This window comes from Endozoicomonas elysicola, from assembly GCF_000710775.1.
In the GTDB taxonomy this organism is placed as follows: Bacteria; Pseudomonadota; Gammaproteobacteria; order Pseudomonadales; family Endozoicomonadaceae; genus Endozoicomonas; species Endozoicomonas elysicola.
The window spans coordinates 3,880,464-3,898,247 of the sequence record NZ_JOJP01000001.1 but is presented as its reverse complement, the minus strand read 5'-3'; the positions used below and the strand labels follow the sequence as shown (position 1 = coordinate 3,898,247).

14 protein-coding genes are annotated in these 17,784 nt (G+C 45.6%); 6 read left to right on the top strand and 8 right to left on the bottom strand.

The annotated features are described in order from the left end of the window. Positions 1 to 90 precede the first annotated feature (90 nt). The gene (locus tag GV64_RS16515; protein WP_026258443.1) at positions 91 to 990 is read left to right on the top strand and encodes an ABC transporter permease; all 900 of its coding nucleotides are present in this window, start codon (positions 91 to 93) and stop codon (positions 988 to 990) included. Further along, positions 983 to 2,209: a quaternary amine ABC transporter ATP-binding protein gene (locus GV64_RS16510; protein WP_020583833.1), complete on the top strand. Its 1,227-nt coding sequence runs from the start codon at positions 983 to 985 to the stop codon at positions 2,207 to 2,209. Before GV64_RS16515 ends, GV64_RS16510 begins: the two co-directional genes overlap by 8 nt. Before the next feature lie 39 nt (positions 2,210 to 2,248). On the opposite strand, the gene GV64_RS16505 is transcribed toward GV64_RS16510, so the two are convergent. From GV64_RS16505 to GV64_RS25340, 3 genes are all read right to left on the bottom strand, one after another. Next, a complete protein-coding gene (locus tag GV64_RS16505) occupies positions 2,249 to 2,482 on the bottom strand; it encodes a DUF2789 domain-containing protein (RefSeq protein ID WP_020583834.1) in 234 nt (77 codons plus the stop codon). A 151-nt stretch (positions 2,483 to 2,633) separates the two neighbouring features. Beyond that, positions 2,634 to 4,745, bottom strand: coding sequence for a carboxy terminal-processing peptidase (locus GV64_RS16500; protein WP_020583835.1), 2,112 nt, complete (start codon positions 4,743 to 4,745; stop codon positions 2,634 to 2,636). Between the two features lie 395 nt (positions 4,746 to 5,140). After that, the gene (locus GV64_RS25340) at positions 5,141 to 5,317 is read right to left on the bottom strand and encodes a hypothetical protein (RefSeq protein ID WP_020583836.1); all 177 of its coding nucleotides are present in this window, start codon (positions 5,315 to 5,317) and stop codon (positions 5,141 to 5,143) included. 585 nt (positions 5,318 to 5,902) lie between these two features. On the opposite strand from GV64_RS25340, the gene GV64_RS16495 reads away from it, so the two are divergent. Next, positions 5,903 to 8,431, top strand: a complete 2,529-nt coding sequence (locus GV64_RS16495; protein ID WP_152554096.1) for a hypothetical protein — start codon at positions 5,903 to 5,905, stop codon at positions 8,429 to 8,431. A gap of 36 nt (positions 8,432 to 8,467) precedes the next feature. Here the strand turns inward: GV64_RS16495 and GV64_RS16490 are convergent, their stop codons facing one another. Further along, positions 8,468 to 9,760, bottom strand: coding sequence for a M18 family aminopeptidase (locus GV64_RS16490; protein ID WP_020583838.1), 1,293 nt, complete (start codon positions 9,758 to 9,760; stop codon positions 8,468 to 8,470). A 100-nt stretch (positions 9,761 to 9,860) separates the two neighbouring features. On the opposite strand from GV64_RS16490, the gene GV64_RS16485 reads away from it, so the two are divergent. Beyond that, positions 9,861 to 10,961, top strand: coding sequence for a tRNA-queuosine alpha-mannosyltransferase domain-containing protein (locus tag GV64_RS16485; protein WP_020583839.1), 1,101 nt, complete (start codon positions 9,861 to 9,863; stop codon positions 10,959 to 10,961). Between the two features lie 19 nt (positions 10,962 to 10,980). Here the strand turns inward: GV64_RS16485 and minE are convergent, their stop codons facing one another. From minE to minC, 3 genes are read right to left on the bottom strand one after another with little or no spacing between them, the layout of a single operon-like run. Continuing rightward, a complete protein-coding gene (gene minE / locus GV64_RS16480) occupies positions 10,981 to 11,232 on the bottom strand; it encodes a cell division topological specificity factor MinE (protein WP_020583840.1) in 252 nt (83 codons plus the stop codon). Continuing rightward, on the bottom strand, positions 11,229 to 12,044 hold the full coding sequence (gene minD / locus GV64_RS16475) for a septum site-determining protein MinD (RefSeq protein ID WP_020583841.1): 816 nt from the start codon (positions 12,042 to 12,044) through the stop codon (positions 11,229 to 11,231). The genes minE and minD overlap by 4 nt, the downstream gene beginning before the upstream one ends. Positions 12,045 to 12,091: 47 nt before the next feature. Further along, entirely contained in the window at positions 12,092 to 12,886 is a 795-nt protein-coding gene (gene minC, locus GV64_RS16470) for a septum site-determining protein MinC (protein WP_020583842.1), read from the bottom strand. Between the two features lie 117 nt (positions 12,887 to 13,003). Here minC and lpxL point away from each other — a divergent pair, with 117 nt between their 5' ends. Together lpxL and GV64_RS16460 are read left to right on the top strand one after the other, a co-directional pair. Continuing rightward, positions 13,004 to 13,957, top strand: coding sequence for an LpxL/LpxP family Kdo(2)-lipid IV(A) lauroyl/palmitoleoyl acyltransferase (gene lpxL, locus GV64_RS16465; protein WP_020583843.1), 954 nt, complete (start codon positions 13,004 to 13,006; stop codon positions 13,955 to 13,957). Positions 13,958 to 14,311: 354 nt separating this feature from the next. Continuing rightward, positions 14,312 to 16,261 carry a BCCT family transporter gene (locus GV64_RS16460; RefSeq protein ID WP_020583844.1) on the top strand — a complete coding sequence of 650 codons (1,950 nt, stop codon included), beginning with the start codon at positions 14,312 to 14,314 and terminating at the stop codon, positions 16,259 to 16,261. Between the two features lie 52 nt (positions 16,262 to 16,313). Here GV64_RS16460 and GV64_RS16455 read toward each other — a convergent pair whose 3' ends face one another. After that, positions 16,314 to 17,582: a hypothetical protein gene (locus GV64_RS16455; protein ID WP_152554095.1), complete on the bottom strand. Its 1,269-nt coding sequence runs from the start codon at positions 17,580 to 17,582 to the stop codon at positions 16,314 to 16,316. Between the last annotated feature and the right edge of the window lie 202 nt (positions 17,583 to 17,784).

Genomic DNA, 17,784 nt, shown 5'->3' with positions numbered 1-17,784 from the left:
ATGGTGGTTGCACGCTTTTGTAGTAGATAGTTGTTTGTGTGGCCACCGCCATTTCTCTCTTGTAAAAGAGCATAATAAAGGCTGAAGTGTATGGCTAAGGAATCATGGATGACTGAGTTTCCAGATATGGAGCGCAGTGATCTTATCGCACTCCGCAAATCTCTGGATGGTGCTTACCGTGAATTCTCCCGTGAATACGGGGATCTGATTGAATCGTTTTTTGATCCATTACTCTCGTTTCTTGTCTGGTTTGAAAACCTGTTAATTGCTTCCCCCTGGCTTTTGGTACTGGCCGCTATTACTGGGCTGGCTTATGCCGCCAGTCGTTCATGGAAGCTGAGTCTTGGAGTTGTCTGCTCAATGCTGGCCATTGGGTATTTTGGTATGTGGGAAAATACCATGAGAACTCTGAGCGTTATTACTGTATGTACGTTGCTTTCTCTGTTATTGGGTATACCAATTGGTATAGCCATGGCCCGTTCAGATCGGGTTCAGAAAATAGTTACCCCAATGCTGGATATCATGCAGACCATGCCGGCATTCGTTTATCTGATTCCTGTTGTCATGCTGCTTGGGATTGGAAAAATTCCGGGTGTTATAGCTGTCGTGATTTATGCCATTCCTCCGGTTATTCGACTGACAAACCTGGGGATTCGTCTCGTGGATAAAGAGGTTCTGGAGGCAGCAACTGCCTATGGTGCCAGTTCATTTCAGCGTTTATGGGGTGTGCAGTTACCGTTGGCTATGCCAACCATTATGGCTGGCATTAACCAGACCATTATGATGGCTCTGGCTATGGTTGTCATTGCCTCCATGATTGGTGTGAAGGGATTGGGACAGCCAGTGTTGAAGTCCATCACTAATCAGTATTTCACCTTGGGATTGCTTAACGGCCTGGCCATTGTTGCGCTAGCTATCATTTTTGACCGGGTTTCCCAGGCGTATGCCCGAAGAACCCAGAAGCATCTGGGAGGAGTTGAGCATGCGTGATACAGACAGCCTTAAGCCGAAGAACAGCAGTCAGCCGCTGATCCAGATTAAGGGGCTTTATAAATTATTCGGCAAACAGCCTGAAAAGGTCATGCCCCGTGTTCACCGTGGTGAGTCTAAAGATCAGATTCTAGCTGATACAGCGCATACCCTCGGGCTCAGGGATATTAATCTTGAAGTAAATGCGGGTGAGATCTTTGTCATCATGGGGCTTTCCGGTTCGGGGAAGTCGACTTTGATTCGACATTTTAACCGTTTGATTGACCCGACCGAAGGTGAGATTCTCGTTAATGGCACTGATATTACCCGGTATTCTGCCAAAGAGCTGGAAGCATTCCGTCAGCAGAAGATGTCCATGGTCTTTCAGCGTTTTGGTTTGATGCCTCATCGGTCCGTAATAGACAATGTTGCTTATGGTCTGGCTGTGCAGGGTGTTGCTAAAGCTGAGCGTCTGAAAAAAGCAGGGCAATGGCTGGAGACGGTTGGTCTGGCTGGGTATGAGCAGCAATATCCAGCGCAGTTGTCAGGTGGGCAGCAGCAGAGGGTTGGACTGGCCAGGGCGCTGTGTACCGATGCAGAAATTCTACTGATGGATGAAGCGTTTTCAGCGCTGGATCCATTGATCCGTAGTGAAATGCAGGACCAGCTGATAGCATTGCAGAGCAAGCTCCATAAGACCATTGTCTTTATTACCCACGATCTTGATGAAGCGCTCAGGCTTGGAGACCGTATTGCCATTTTGAAAGATGGTGAGCTGGTTCAGCAGGGTGCTCCAGAAGAGATTTTGCTGAATCCGGCGACAGAATACGTAGAGGCTTTTGTTAAAGATGTGAATCGTGCCAGGGCGCTGACTGTTGAAACGGTGATGAAGCCACCTGCTTGTCGAATTACTGCTGAAACCATTGATGAAGCGCTGAGTCAGATGAAAAAAACATCGGAAGATTTCGGTTACTATGTCAATGATGAGGGTTATCAGGGTGTTATTCTTCAGGATACTCTTGAGCAGGCGGTACTGAACGGGGTTCATCGGAAGCTGAGCTCTATATCGATTGAGACAGTGCCAACGATTCAAGCTGATTCAATCCTGGAGGCGGTAATACCTGATACTCTGGATACTGATTTTCCTTTGCCGGTAGTGGATGATGATGGCCAGTTACAGGGGCAGCTTTCCAGATCAAGCCTTGCAGAAGTATTGGGGGATGTATCCACAAGTCATTAGTGGATTTATTGAGAGAGGAGGTATTAACTGCCTCCTTGCTTAATGTCTCAGTAGAGTGTCCAGCTCGTCAATTGCCTCACACCAGTCTGCATCTTGATCTCGCTCTTCTATCAGAAATGCTTTTTGTGAAGGGTTCCAGAACGCCGCATCCTCAAGCTTTTCATCGCTTTTCAAAGAGTGTTTGCTGAGGAAGTGCTCAATCGCATCCGGGTTTTTGTCGAGGCCTAGCTGAGAAAATAGATTGGAAAGATCATTCAGTTGTGAATCCATCATCGCATCGCCTTATTAGAGACTGAGGTTCTTTAATTAAGATAGACCAGATCAATAATGCAGGTGGTTGATAGGCACTGTGTTTTTATTTTACTCAAAATACATCTACAAAAAAGCCCGCTGATAGCGGGCTTTTTTGTAGATGTATTGCTTTTTAATCAGAACGACGGGTAAACAGTTGTTTGTTGTTCGTAGCTTTCACCATATCGGTCAGGATGACACCTGCTTCCTGGAGAAAGGCGTCGGGTTCTTTATCTTTCTTCTTCTGTTCCAGCTCCTGGTTATTGATCTCTTCCAGCTCATCCAGATTGTTCAGCAAGGCTTGGCCCCTGGATTTTCTCAGGCGATTTTCGATGGCCAGACGCTGGCTTCGCATGGTTTGTAATTCAAGTTGACGCCTTTCCTGATTGAGAGATACTTTGGTCTGGTTTTCATAATGCTCAAAGTAGTCTTTCATCTCATGAAGGTAAACAAAGTCAGCATTTTTATGGGTGCGATATTCATGCTTTTTCTGTAGGCCAGGCAAGTAAGGGCTAAAATCTGCATAGGGTCTGAATGAGGCTGGTGCTATGTTATCCCATGGGAGTGCATCAGGTAGCGTGTCTTCACCAATATCACGGCCATCATACAGGGATGGGAAAATGATATCGGGGATTACTCCGCGGTTCTGTGTACTCTGGCCTGAAACACGGTAGAACTTGGCAAGAGTCAGCTTAAGCTGACCATGATTTAATGGCTGAATGCTTTGTACGGTACCTTTACCATAGCTCTGGCTGCCGACAATCAGAGCTCGGCCATAGTCCTGCATGGCCCCGGCAAAGATTTCAGACGCTGATGCGCTGAGGCGGTCAATCATTACGACCATTGGCCCATCGTAGAGTTGATCAGAATCGGGGTCTTCCTGTCTTTCAGAGCGGCCTCTGTTGTTTCGGACCACAACGGTAGGCCCCTTGTCAATAAACAGCCCTGTCAGCTCATTTGCTTCCTGCAAAGAGCCGCCTCCATTGCCGCGAAGATCGATTACCAGTCCATCGACTTTCTCTTTTTTCAGTTTGTCGAGTAGTCTGCGGACATCGCGGGTTGTGCTCTTGTAGTCGGGGTCACCGGATTGGGCCGCCTTGAAGTCAATATAGAAGGTTGGCAGCTCAATTACACCGATTCGGCCGGTTTTGCCATTCATGGGAACTTCAATAATCTTGCTTGAAGCATCTTGTTCTTCCAGCTTGACTCGGTCACGGACGATCTCATAGACCCGAGTGCTGCTGTCTTTACTGCTGCCGGGGATGATCTCCAATCGAACCAGAGTATGCTTGGCGCCACGGATCAGCTTAACAACGTCGTCCAGACGCATGCCGACAACATCTTCAAGCTCGCCTTTTTTTCCTTGTCCGACACTAACAATTTTATCGCCAGGCTTGAGTTGTCCTGCTTTTTCAGCCGGGCCGCCGGCAACGACACTGACAACTTTAGTGTACTCATCTTCTGCCGACAACACCGCTCCGATCCCTTCAAGGGACAGGCTCATGTTAATATCAAAATTCTCTGCAGTTTGTGGAGAGAAGTATTGAGTATGAGGGTCGTAGATCCCTGCAAAGGCATTAATGTATGTCTGGAATGCATCTTCGCTTTTGCTTTGATGCAGTCTGCGAAGCAGGTTGCTATTCCTTCTGCGCAACTGACTGATGATCTCTTCATCCGTTTTATTGTTCAGCTTCTGGCTTAATACACTATCTTTAAACTGTTTGCTCCATAGGTCTTGCTGGGCCTTCTTGTTTAGAAGCCACGGCTCTTCCTTGCGCTCAATGATCAGCACTTCATTCTTTTTGAGGTTCAGGTCTTTTATGCCGCTGTCCAGTTGCGCCAGCATAAAGCGAGCTCGCTCTTCAGCTCTTTCTCGATAACGATTAAAAATGGAAAAAGCAGGGTTTAGGTCGCCACTTTTCAAGGAGTCACCCAGTTTTTTCCGGTAAGGCTCAAACTCTTGAATATCGGACTGTAGGAAAAAACTGCGATTTGGGTCCAATCGATCCAGGTAACGATCAAACACCTTTTCCATATTGCTTTGATCGAGAGGGATTTTCCGATAATGACTTCGTGAGAGTAATTGAACTACGTGAACACTGGCAATGGCCTGTTGCAGGTTTGGACTCAGCGTCGGAACGGGCTGGCTGATGTCCTTATCAACGGCTTGAGCCAGAGTTGCAGTGAAAAGCAGCGACAGAAAGAATAGCAGGATTCCTTTGGCTGGCTGCAGTTTCGATATCATAGAGGCTCTAGCTCCGTGTCATTCTGTCTGTTGAAGAGTGCCATCCTGGCTCAGTAGTAACCTAACGGCTAAGACGTTTTCCATTACTCAAGTCATCGCTCAGCTTGTCAAACTCTTGAGTTATTCCATGGGACTGATTACAGCATAATACAGTCACCTGACGGAAGACAGCCGTTGAGCCTTTGAGACCTGACAACTTTATGTAAATCAGGCCGTTAATCTAAAGTCGATAAAATGCGTGAATACATCCTATTCCAACAAGGCTGCTGGAAAAAATCAATGATTCATTTGGTGTGAAGGGGGGCTGTGAAGAGTTTACAGCATCAAATAGTAGGGGCAGAGGCCGTTTAACTGCCTTTGCCCAAAATAGGAAGGTAATTTTGTCAGGACAAGACTCAGTTATAACCTTTGATAAAACCACCGGTTTCATCAAATGACTGTGTCACAGGCAGGGTCGTTGAAGCCTTTAACAACGGTTTAATAGGATTAATTGTACTGCGATGAATTGAGAAAATATTCTGGGACTGAGAAGTTGGGCGCAGTGTTTGTCGGCTTTTTGGTTGGACTTTCATCGGATTGCCTGTGATAGTGGCTGGTCTATTGACATTAGTAAGAATAGCAATATCGGCCGAATAATTGGAGTCTGAAATTGTACGTATGGCACGGGTTTACGTTGCATTTTGCAAATAAATGTAATTTGTGACTGGTTGTTTAAATAGTTATTAATTCACCGGGCAACCTCTCCAGTCTTTATCTGTAAAGCATTTCAATATCAGGAACTTCCTTAGCACTTATGTGTTCTGATCCTAGCTTGCAATAAAGTTTAATACTGTCTTCAAAGAGGTATTAAGCAGCATGTTTGGTGGCGGGGTTAAGTTTCTAGAGGAACTGACGGCTCCGTGATTTATGTGGCAGCCTTGTTAGACATTACTTGCCAGCCACACACATTAACTACTATTCAGTAGTAACAGGTTGTCTGTATGTTAAATATATCAAGCAATGGATGTATAACGCATGCTGGTTACCCTCAGGTTCAAACAACTTCTCCATCGGCGCAGGGTGGGGGGCAGTCAGTCTTCTGTTTTGAGTCTAATGGAGCCGTGTATTATAGCTATGGCTCTCCTGTACTTTGGCCTCCTTCGCCACAAGCTTCCACTATGGGAGTGCCTTCCTCACGTATTGTTACAATGGTTCATCCATCAATAGTTCATAATAATATTCCTGCGCCTGCTTTGCAGAATAGCTTTTTATATGGCCAGCCCCATACATTACAGCCGGATCAGAACGCTTGTGTCCTCAATACCCAGTTTATGGAAACTCTTTATTGTAATCGGCAGGGAGGAGTTGATGGTGTATTTCATGGGCAGCAGGTAACCGTTCAGCGTCAGCCTGTCATTTTTATGGGGCTGCCCGAGGTTGGTTGTTGCCATGGTGATGCGGTATACCAGTCTACTGGGAATGTTGGGTGTGGGAATGGCATTGCAGGGGGGGCTGGATTGAGTATACAACCTCTTTCTTCTGGTGCTCCGGGGGCTGTGCAGTTTTACGATATTAATAGAGGCGTGATACCTGTTATAAATAATATATCATCAATGCATACCGGTCTTTATGGTGCATGTCAAGAGCAGGTTTCGGAGAGTGGTTTTGATTTAAATGCAGCAGTTCGTGAACCATTTTCTGCTGAGCCTGAACAAGGCAATGTAAGTGCCTTTTCTCAAGAGTCACAGTTTGCAGCAGCTGAGAGTGGTGAATCATCAAGAAGAATAACTGATGATGCTTCTGCACAAATAGGCAGAGGGCGCAGGCGAAGAAGAAATGGCTGTTCTCAAAACTTATCCGCTTCTTTAGGTATGGGGTCTGAAGTAGAGAAAGGGAAAGATGTAAAGCCCAAAAAAAAACTGTCGTCTGTTGCAGTCGGAGCTGCGGTTAAACATGGCTCTGCAAAGCACGATAGCGCAGCCAAGGCTGAGCCAACAGTGGAGCTGCGGGTAAAGGAAGAATTTTCGGTGCCTTTGTCTGCAATTCCAGATATGAGGAAAAAACTACGATTGCTGATAGAATCAATGAATAAGGATGATCCGAGCCTTTTTGTTGATCGTCTCCAGAATGTTGTGAAGTCCATTGACGAAAATAAGTCGCAGCATGTATGGGTTTCTTTAAGTGAATTTGAATTGCAACTTTTAGTTGATGCTCGGGCCAGGCTTTACAGCTTTTCAAGAGGTTGTCCACGGGATAAACAAAAGGTTGAGCTTATTTCAGCTGAAAGAATTTTGGTTAAATTTGATCCTGTTATTGCAAGGGCCTTTGAAGGATATTTGGATGAAATAGATGACAGTGTTTGTGAATTGCTATTTCGTACTCTTGATGTTCTGATGTCTGACTCTATGATGGGGGTCAGCTTTTTACACATTGATTTAGGTATGCTTGTTCCATATGTAAGTAGAATTCCTCTGGATATGTCGGCTGGGCTGGCTAAAAAAATTGCATGTTATTTTGAAGTTAGCCGGAAAAATAAGAATGATTTAATTGTGAATATATACCAAGACTTCAAGAAGAGGCTTGGATTAAATGGGTGTATAACCCTGCAGAAGGAGCTGGTTCAACATTGTTTTTCTCAGTTTTTCAGTGCTTTTTTCAACCTTCCTCTTAATCTGTTTCATAGAAACGTACATTCTGAGCCTCTTATGCCTATCGATAGAGAAGTTTGGATGCAGGATTTAGAGGTTAGTCAAAATTACTTTCTATCTGAATATTGGTACATACGAGGGGAGCAGTTAGGAGTCAGGCGATCTAGACTGGAAGATGACATTATTAATGGAGAGGAATTACTCCATGCTGAAAAGTTAATGGGAATGGAAAATGATGAGGATACAAAAGAAGCTGAGAAGGGCGTAGAGTATGCAGAGGTCAAAACGATACTATCTAATGAGGATAAGTGCGATCGTGCCTGCGAATTGTTTAGAAATGGCGATGTGACTAAAGCAAGAGCACTCTATGAGGAAGTTTTGGAAGCGTGTGATAATCCTCTCATCAGTTTTTCTTGTAAGTTGGCCTTAATGGAAGTTGATTTTAAAGAATTAGGTTTTGATCAGGATTATTTGAGCTGCAAACAAATTATCCGTAAGAGCTATAGGATATTTAATGACTTTAGAAATGCGTGCGTTTCCAGGGGGTATCGATTGGAAACTAAGGCTTGTGAGTTAGAGCAGATGTCTGATGAAGCGGATGAAATGACAAAGCAGTTCGATAAGAAATGGACTATTCCCATCGAGCAGCAGAGCTTTTCGATTGATGAATTGAAAACCAGCCTGCAATCTTTAACAGAAACTGTACCTGATGAGGATTTAGGCAAGCTTAAATGGTATATCAATGAGGTTGAAAAGCTACATAAAGCAATGGGGGGGGTTTTACCTTTATTAAAATTGTCTACTTGTCGACTGGATCAGGCCTTTGATGATAGGGATAGCTGGCTTTCAGAAATTCCTGGTACAGAGAGGGGGGCGGTGGATGGAGAGCATGAGGGGACCCAGTCCCTGTCACTCAGCGCCAGTAAACACCAAGAAAGGCTCAGGTCTAACGGTAAGACGTTGGAGTGGTTGGAAGGCAAGCATAAGAGACTTCACAATGAACTGGCTGCATTGAAAAAGGCGGAGTTTTTTTCAAGCGATAGTAGGGCGTCAGTCTAAAAACTGGACGCCTTTGATATTTTCAAATCCAGAAAATCACAATGGAAGCAGTTTAATCATAAAGAAATTCACCAGCGTTTGGCTTAACTCAAATGCATCCTCAGTACCAGCGAGTTCCCTGATAGAGTGCATACCAAACGTTGGTAGCCCAAGGTCCAGAGTTCGTACCCCAAGTACACCGGCAGTCAGTGGGCCAATAGTACTGCCGCAGGCCATATCGGTACGGGTAACAAAGTGCTGTACTTTGCTGCCACTTGCCTGGCATAGGGTGCGATACAGAGCAGATGTTTCATCATTGGTGGCATAGCGCTGGTTAGCGTTGACCTTGATGACGGCGCCCTGATTCAGCTTTGGTGCATGATGCTCATCATGCTTGCTGGCATAGTTGGGATGAATGCCATGTGCATTATCCGTTGAAATCAGCATTGAGCGATTCATTGCCTGGGTCAGAGGCTCACCGGTACCATAAATTCGCTCAAGGACACTTTTCAGGAATGGTCCCTGGGCCCCGGTAGTCGACATGCTACCTACTTCTTCATGGTCGTTGCAGACCAGTAGTGCGGTTGTATCCGAACCTCTATGGTTGAGCAGTGATTCCAGGCCTACATAGCAACTGAGCAGGTTGTCCAGGCGAGCGCTGGCGATAAAGTTGTTTTTCAGGCCAATGACAGCAGCGCTTTGGGTGTCATAAAAAGACAGGTCGTACTCCATGACCTCCTGGCAGTCAGTATTACCCAGGCGAATCAGTTCTTCTTTCAGCAGTTCACGGAAATCGACTTTCTCATCATCGGCCAATTGGAACAGGATAGGTGGAATATCGGTCTGTGGGTTCACTGCACGACCGCTGTTTACTTCGCGGTCCAGATGAATGGCCAGGCTTGGAATAATGGCAATAGGGCGCTCAAAGTTGATCAGCTGATGACAAAGCTGCTGCTGGTTGTTGAGGTACTGAATCCGACCAGCAATAGAAAGGTCCCGGTCATACCATGGGTTCAACAGAGCTCCACCATATACTTCCACTCCGAGTTGGAAATAGCTGTGCTTGTTCATTTCTGGTTGCGGCTTTACTTTCAGGCAGGGCGAGTCGGTGTGTGCTCCAACCATTCTGGCACCCAGTTCGGGTTTGCCCATGGTGAAAGCAATGATGGAAGAACCATTGCGGGTTACGTAATATTTTTCGCCTTCTTTGAGGGCCCAGGACTCTGACTCATCCAATGGCTTGAAGCCCGCTTCCTGAAGTTTGACCACCATGGTGGCTACCGCATGGTAAGGGGTCGGAGAAGCGTTGAGGAACTGGATAAGCTCCTGATTGAAGTGTTCTTTGCTCATGGGGCTACCTTGCAATTTAAGTTGTGATCTTACTACAAAGATATGTTTTATTTCATTTCGTGATGGGATGAGTTTGTGCAAGTTTACATTAGGACGATGAATGAAGATTCTTCTGCTTTCGGCTTATGATGCCCTGAGTCACCAGTATTGGCGTAAAGGGCTGGTGGGAGCTTTTCCGGAATATGATTGGACAGTACTGACATTACCTCCCCGTTATTTCAGCTGGCGCTTGCGGGGAAACAGCCTTACCTGGGCATACTCAAAAAGAGAAGTGCTCAGTGCTGGCTATGATTTACTGATATGTACCTCTATGACGGATCTGTCGGCGCTGAAAGGGATGGTGCCCGCTTTGGCCGCTGTTCCAGTTCTCTGTTATTTTCATGAGAACCAGTTTGCCTATCCAGCTTCAGAGCAACAAAATGCCAGCGTCGAACCATTGATGCTTAACCTTTATACTGCACTGGCCGCAGATAAAGTGCTGTTTAATTCAGTCTATAACCGGCAGACGTTTTTTGCAGGGGTGCGGCGATTATTGAAAAAATTACCGGATTATGTGCCTGGTAATATTCTCGACCTGTTACAGGAGAAGTCGGCCGTTCTACCTGTTCCTCTGCCAAATGATGTTTATCTAGGGAAGGTGCATGATACCAGTGACGTATTGCAGATCGTATTTAATCATCGGTGGGAATACGATAAGGCTCCGGAAAGAATGCTCCAGGCTCTGAAGATTCTTAAAAGTCGCAAGGTGCCTTTCAGGGTGCATGTGGTTGGACAGGGCTTTCGTCAGATTCCGCCTGCTTTTTCAGAAATGCGTTCGGTGTTGTCAGAGCAGATTGGATGCTGGGGCTTTATTGAGAGTGTGGATGAGTATCGATCACTGCTTCAAAAAAGTGATGCCGTTCTCTCTACGGCTATTCATGACTTTCAGGGCATTGCCGTATTGGAGGCGGTGGCGGCAGGTTGTGTGCCTGTAGTTCCAGAGCGCCTTGCCTATCCTGAACTGTTTGCCAAACGCTTCCGTTACCCGTCCTTTGAGAAGGATGCAGAAAAAGAGGCAGAAACACTTGCTGGCCGTTTGGAAAAAATGGCCAAGGCAAAAGCAGGAGGAGAACTACTGGTGGCTCCTGATATCAAAGCTCTGGGGTGGAGGGCTCTGCGACCTTTCTATCAACAGTGGATCAGAGATACGGCAAAAGTCTGATTAAGATCGTCAGCTGCCGTCAGTTCGGCAGCTGTACATTGACCTCGAGGATAGAGCAACCATCCTGAGAGTCCAGCTTGATGTCAATGCATTCCTGCTGGATCTCTATGTACTTTTGAATAACCTGAAGAATATCCCGCTCCATGGCTGGCAAAAAGTCACGTCCGCCTCGACTGCCTCGCTCGTGAGCCACTATAATCTGTAGCCTTTCCTTGGCAATCGCTGCGCTGTTGTCTTCTTTGCGTGAGCGGAATAGCTGCATAAGATTCATCCTATTCCTCCAAACATGCGCTGTAAGAACCCTTTCTTGACGGGCTCCAGAAAACGGTGTGGTACGTCTTCACCAAGGAAGCGGGCAACCACATCGCTGTAAGCCTGACCGGCATCACTCTCGATATTGCATACAACCGGAACCCCCTGATTAGAGGCTTTCAATACAGAGGTCGATTCAGGAATAACACCAATAAGTGGGATGGCGAGGATTTCTTCAACATCCTGAATATTGAGCATTTCACCACGCGTTACCCGTTCAGGATTGTAGCGGGTAACCAGCAAATGCTCTTTAACTGGCTCAAGATTTTCTACAGCACGACGGGATTTGCTCTGCAAAATACCCAGAATCCGATCGGAGTCACGAACTGACGAGACCTCGGGGTTCGTAGTAATAATGGCCTCATCGGCAAAATAGAGTGCCATCAGGGCGCCGTGTTCAATACCTGCCGGAGAGTCACAGACAATATATTCAAAATCTTTTGATAACAGATTCAGGACTTTCTCAACACCCTCATGGGTAAGGGCTTCTTTGTCGCGAGTTTGAGATGCCGGCAATATGGAGAGGTTTTCGGTACGTTTATCTCTGATTAACGCCTGATGCAGCTCGGCCTCACCATTAATTACATTTACAAAGTCGTATACGACGCGCCGCTCACAGCCCATCAGGAGGTCGAGGTTTCTGAGGCCCACATCAAAGTCAATGACAACTGTCCTGTGACCTTTAAGAGCCAATCCTGTTGCAATGGAAGCACTGGTTGTGGTTTTTCCGACGCCACCTTTTCCAGAAGTCACAACTATAATACGAGCCAAGGTGAAATCCTGTGATAATCGAGAACTGAACTATTGTCCAGTATTTCTCAAAGTTTCTTTATGTGCAAGCTTTGCTCTTCAAGGGAAACAATCACACTGCTACCCCAGAGAGGGTCACTGTTATTGGTTGCTGAGGGCATCTTGTACTGACCGTTTATAGAAATGAGCTCGGCCTCAAACTTCAGGCAGAAAATACGGGCATCAGTGTTGCCATTGACGCCAGCCAGTGCGCGACCACGCAGAGAACCATAGACGTGTATATTGCCACCCGCCAGAAGTTCTGCGCCAGAGCTGACAGGACTGGTAATCACCAAGTCTCCTTCAGCATAGACTTGCTGGCCAGAACGAACCGGATGTTCAATAAGGGTGGTTTTCTGCGTTTCCGGTGCTGTTTGTCGCTGGCTTGGTGTTTCTGCAGCAGGGTTGCCAGTGGCACGGGATTTCTGCATGATGACCACATTTGTTTCAGCACCCTCGACAGAATCTTCCTCTGTGCTGTTACGCTGTCTTGGGGAGGGGAGCCAAGGAATGCCTGCCATCATAGCATCCTGCTTATGATTTTCCTGGCCACCACGAACAGCAATAAGAATCAGGCCAAACTGTTGTAAACTGTGGCGTAGTTTATATAGATCAATGGGTGGTTGTTCAGGGGTTACCTGGTCAAAAGCAATAATGACCGGGGTTTGTTGGAAAAAGTTAGGTGCCTTGCGTGTCATGTTCTCCAGCTGATTGGTAATATCCGCTGGATTCGTTGAATGCAATTCAAGAGTAGTCAGTGTATAAATACCACCTGTCATCTTGAAAGCTGCAGCGGCAGTACCGGTTTGCAGTTGAAGGGTCATAACGTACAACTCTGGTTTTGTGTAACGAGAATCAGCAGATTAAATGGTCAGCTTTTTATGCAACAGATTGTAGCGTAGAGAACTCAACGATCAGATACAAGTATTGAATTAATCTATATGTCGCAAAACCCGGATATAAAGGCAAGGGCCGATGCCCGTGAAGATGATGTTTTTCATCGGGCTTATCTGCACCCGAAATACTGGCCAACCTGGTTGGGTATCGGGTTAACGTTTATTCCTTCACTCCTTCCGTATAGCTGGATATTGCAGCTGGGCCGATGGCTTGGGCGCATTAGCTACCGTGTTGCTAATGATAGGGTTCATGTGGCCAGAGTTAATCTGGAGAAATGCTTTCCCGAATTGACTCAACAGGAACGTGAGGCGCTGTTAAAGAAGAATTTTGAATCAGTGGGTATCGGTATTATGGAAGTCACCATTGCCTGGTGGTGGTCCACTGACAGGCTTGAGAAGATCGTTTCCTATAAAGGGCTGGAAAACCTTGAGTCCGATGATGGAGCGATCTTGATGGTAATGCATTTCACTACCATTGAACTGGCAGGACGACTGATAACCCAACGGCACAGTGTCGATGCGACCTATCGGGAGCATGGCAATCCGGTATTTGAATACGTTCAACGTCGCTTAAGGCATCGCTTTGACCCAGGCAGCCAGTTGCTGAGAAGGCGTGATGTTCGTGGAATGCTGCGCTCGTTAAAGTCGGGTAGAACTGTCTGGTACTCTCCTGATCAGGATTACGGCACCAAAAATGGCCTGTTTGTACCATTTTTTGGTATTCCGGCAGCGACTATCACCAGTACTTCGCGTCTTGCCAAAGCGGGGAGGGCTAAAGTAATACCCATGACTGTGACTCGCCTGCCCAATGCCAAAGGGTATGAGGTTCGCTTACATCCTGCTCTTGAGAGCATTCCTTCTGGTGATGACTATGAGGATGCACTTCATGTGAATCAGTTTGTGGAGCAACGAATACGAGAGCATCCCGAACAGTATATGTGGCTTCATCGACGGTTTAAAAATCGTCCAGAGGGTGAGGCTGACTTTTATAGAGAATAATATTCTTTCTCTGGATGCTCACCTGATGAGTGTCCAGAGGGTTGAGTGGGCAAATTTTTTGCCTACTCATGTCAGTAGATTGTAAAATGATCAGGTGGATTGTACCTATCCTGTTGCTTGCCATTTCCCTTATTCAGATCACTCTCTGATTGATATTTCTAATGGTTTTATAAGTTATTTTACTTATTATCTTTTCGGTAATTCCGGTATATAAATATCCTGTTGGAGTGGCATATCGGGCATGATGTTCACCATGAGCATGAAGCCAAAGAATTAATATCCTTTTTGCACACACCGGAAACTATTTGTTATTGACGGCCGCAATGGCTGTTCTTTTCTTGAAGACCAAAGACGATGGAAGAGCATTTTAAGCTTATTGATAAGCCCACCTTTTTTGGTGCGGTAATTTTGTTGATCTCGGTAGTTATACCACTGGCACTATTTCCAGATGAAGGAGCTCACTGGATAGCCATTGCTAAAACCTTTATGACCGACACGATGGGGGTTTTGTATCTGGCACTCGGGTTAGCCGCTGTGCTGTTTATGACCTATGTGGTTTTCTCTGATATCGGCCAGATCAAACTGGGTGATGCTGATGAAAAGCCTGAATTCTCTACTGCATCCTGGGCAGCCATGCTGTTTTGTGGTGGTATTGGTGCCAGTATTCTTTATTGGGGCAGTATTGAGTGGGCTTATTACTATCAGTCACCGCCTTTCCAGTTGGAGCCTGGCAGTGAAGAAGCGGTTCGTTGGGCGGCAACTTACGGAATCTTTCACTGGGGGCCGATTGCCTGGTGTATCTATATGATACCGGCTTTGCCTATCGCCTATTTTTTCCATGTTCGTAAGAACCCGGTTCTGAAAGTTTCCGCAGCATTGATGCCGGTGCTGGGCGAAGCGCGGAGTAATGGTCCGATTGGTAAAATTATTGATGTACTGTTTATTTTCGGTCTCTTAGGCGGTGCAGCAACTACTCTGGGTTTGGCAGCACCTCTGATTAATGAAGGGTTGACGTACCTGACGGGTATTCCGTCCACCAATGCAACACAGATTGGTGTGCTGATGGTGTGTACGGCACTGTTTGCTTACTCCTCTTATAAGGGAATGGATGGTGGTATCAAGTTGTTGAGTAACATCAACTTCTGGGGAGCTATTGGTCTATTAGCCTTTATCTTTGTCTGTGGACCAACTCTGTTTATGGTGGAGACTGGTCTGGATTCAATTGGCCGGATGATGTCCAACTTTTTTGTGATGGCCACCTGGGCAGAACCTTTTGGTGGTTACGGAACCTTTGAAGATACTCATTTTCCGCAGGATTGGACTATCTTCTACTGGGCTTGGTGGCTGGTGTTTGCACCGAGTATGGGGCTGTTTGTTGCTCGTATTTCCAAAGGTCGTACCATTAAACAGATGGTTGCCGGCGCTATCTTCTGTGGTTCATTTGGCTGTGCCGTTTATTTCATGGTTCTGGGTAACTATGGTTTATCCCTGCAGCTTTCTGGGCAGCTGGATGTCGTGGGTATTTTGAATGAACAGGGCGCAACAACCGCAATTTTCAGTGTTCTTGAACAGCTGCCGTTCAGCTACCTGATCATCGCATTGTTTACTGTGCTCTGTATTATTTTTACAGCTACTACGTTTGACTCCATCTCCTTTATTCTGGCGTCTGTGGTGCAGAATAATGTGACTGAAGATCCAATGCGCTGGAATCGGCTGTTCTGGGCCTTCACCTTGTCGCTGATGCCCTCTGTGCTGATGTTTATGGGTGGACTGGCCACACTGCAGACTGCCGCTATTGTGGGTGGTTTACCACTGCTGGTAATTGCCGTGATGCTGATGATCTCTGCAGTTAAAGCCACCATGTTGGATATATCCCGTCAGGAAGGCTACGAAGAGCCTACGATCAACATTGAAGAGCTGCCTGAGGTGGATCCATGGAGTCTGGAAGGTTCTGCGTTGGCCCGCTTTGAGCAGTTGAAAGATCAGGCGACAGAGGCAGTTTGTGCAGAACGTCAGGCACATGATGAGCTGGCAGCGCTGAAAAAGCAGATTCGTATGGAAGCCATGTCTCGAGGTGCGACAGGGTCGGATCTTGGTGATGCACCTGCTCATATGCTTGAAGAAGTCGAGCGTTTGACTCAGGTTGCTATAGAAGCCAATGAGAAGAAGCTGGCTGCTTCTGAACTGGCTCAGCAGGCTCGTATGGAGTTCAATGAGCTGATGCGTCAGAAAGAAGAGGGGCAGCGTGAGCTTGAGCGTCTCCAGGCAAAAGAAGAAATTCTGATGCGTATGGGAAAGGCGTAATTAAAATTCGTCAAGCTGGCTAGATTGTTCTAGCTGGCTTGACTGTGATTGTTTACTGCTCACTTTCACGGTGCTTCCATTGTCGGCTTTGTTTGTCCCATGTCATGCTTTGAAAATAAAGGCTATTTTTAGGTTTGTCTGGTGCATAGTTCTCAGTATCGGATAGTTGTTGTGCTCTCCATTCACGCTGTAAAAAACTTATGGTTGAATAGCCATAGCTCACATTTTTCGATCTAGGCTCCGGATCCTGCTCAGGATCGCAAGATTCCCATCGATTACCACTGTATATGTTTGGGTGCATACTCAATGGAATGGTTTCGTCATACGGAAAGTCCAGAATATACAATTCATCAGAACCGGGTAATTTGACAGCGCATACCCGGTGCTGTGTCCAGTTTACGTCCAGTTGGTATCTACTATCAGGATTAAATTTAACTTGATATGCCCCTTTTTCGGGATAAATAGTAACAATTTGGGTTTCAAGACCCATTGCATTCAGTAGGGATTCAGTAAAGGCGCATCGTTGAAAGCAGCCATTATCTATTCTTTTAGCAGGTAATACACGTTTAATCATTAAAAACCATCTATCCAAATCTTCTTTTGTCTCAATGCGTGCTTTTGGTGATGAGAGTAATTCTTTTTTGATAGAAACAACACTTCCTCTAACATAGTCAGGATTTTCATCTAACTCTCTCCAGTCAGTTTTAATCTCCGATCTATTCAATGGCTTATATTCAACATGTAAGGTTGAGTCCTCAATGCTTGTTACAGTTGGCAGGCCTGAATAAATGTTATCGAGAATTCCTTTGATGAAGTCTAATGGTGAGTAAAAACGATGGTATCTTTCATCTGATGCATGCAGACATTGAAGGGATTGCAGTACATTCACACCGTTATGGTAAGTGGTAAAAAAAGCACGAACGCCTTCTTCATAATTTTCGGGGAATCTACGACATAACTCTTTTTCAATACCTTCTTGTAATTTTGGGGATTCATTAATGTCCTGAATGAGCATTTTAAACATACCATCATATATATGATCTTTGTTTAATTTATCATTGCATAAACACTCCAGGAAAAATCTTGTTCTGCAAGGAACTCTGCAATCCAGAGCTACTTTATCTAGTATTTGTGGATGAACTTCAATGCAGACTACTTTTTTCTTATCAATAGGATTAACTGAATGAGATAGGCGATCATCAGACTTTGGTATAATTGTATTCTTACAAAGTTTTATCTGTGGGTCTAAATCATTGAAGTCCCTTAACGGGAGGGGGGATATTGTCGTGTTTCCTTCATTTCTTTGAGTTGTTAATGTCATTGTTAATACATCCTTGTATTTAAATTAAATTTCACCAATTGTAAGTTGGTAGGAAAAATTTAATATTCTACAAAGGTATATGTTTGGTGGTGGGCTGATTTTGTGGGGCTATTTAAAAGAGATGTATTGCTTCAGGTTTGTCAGATAGAGAGGGTAAAGGCTCCAAGGGAGCATAGAATGATGTACAAATGAGTGTTCAGCA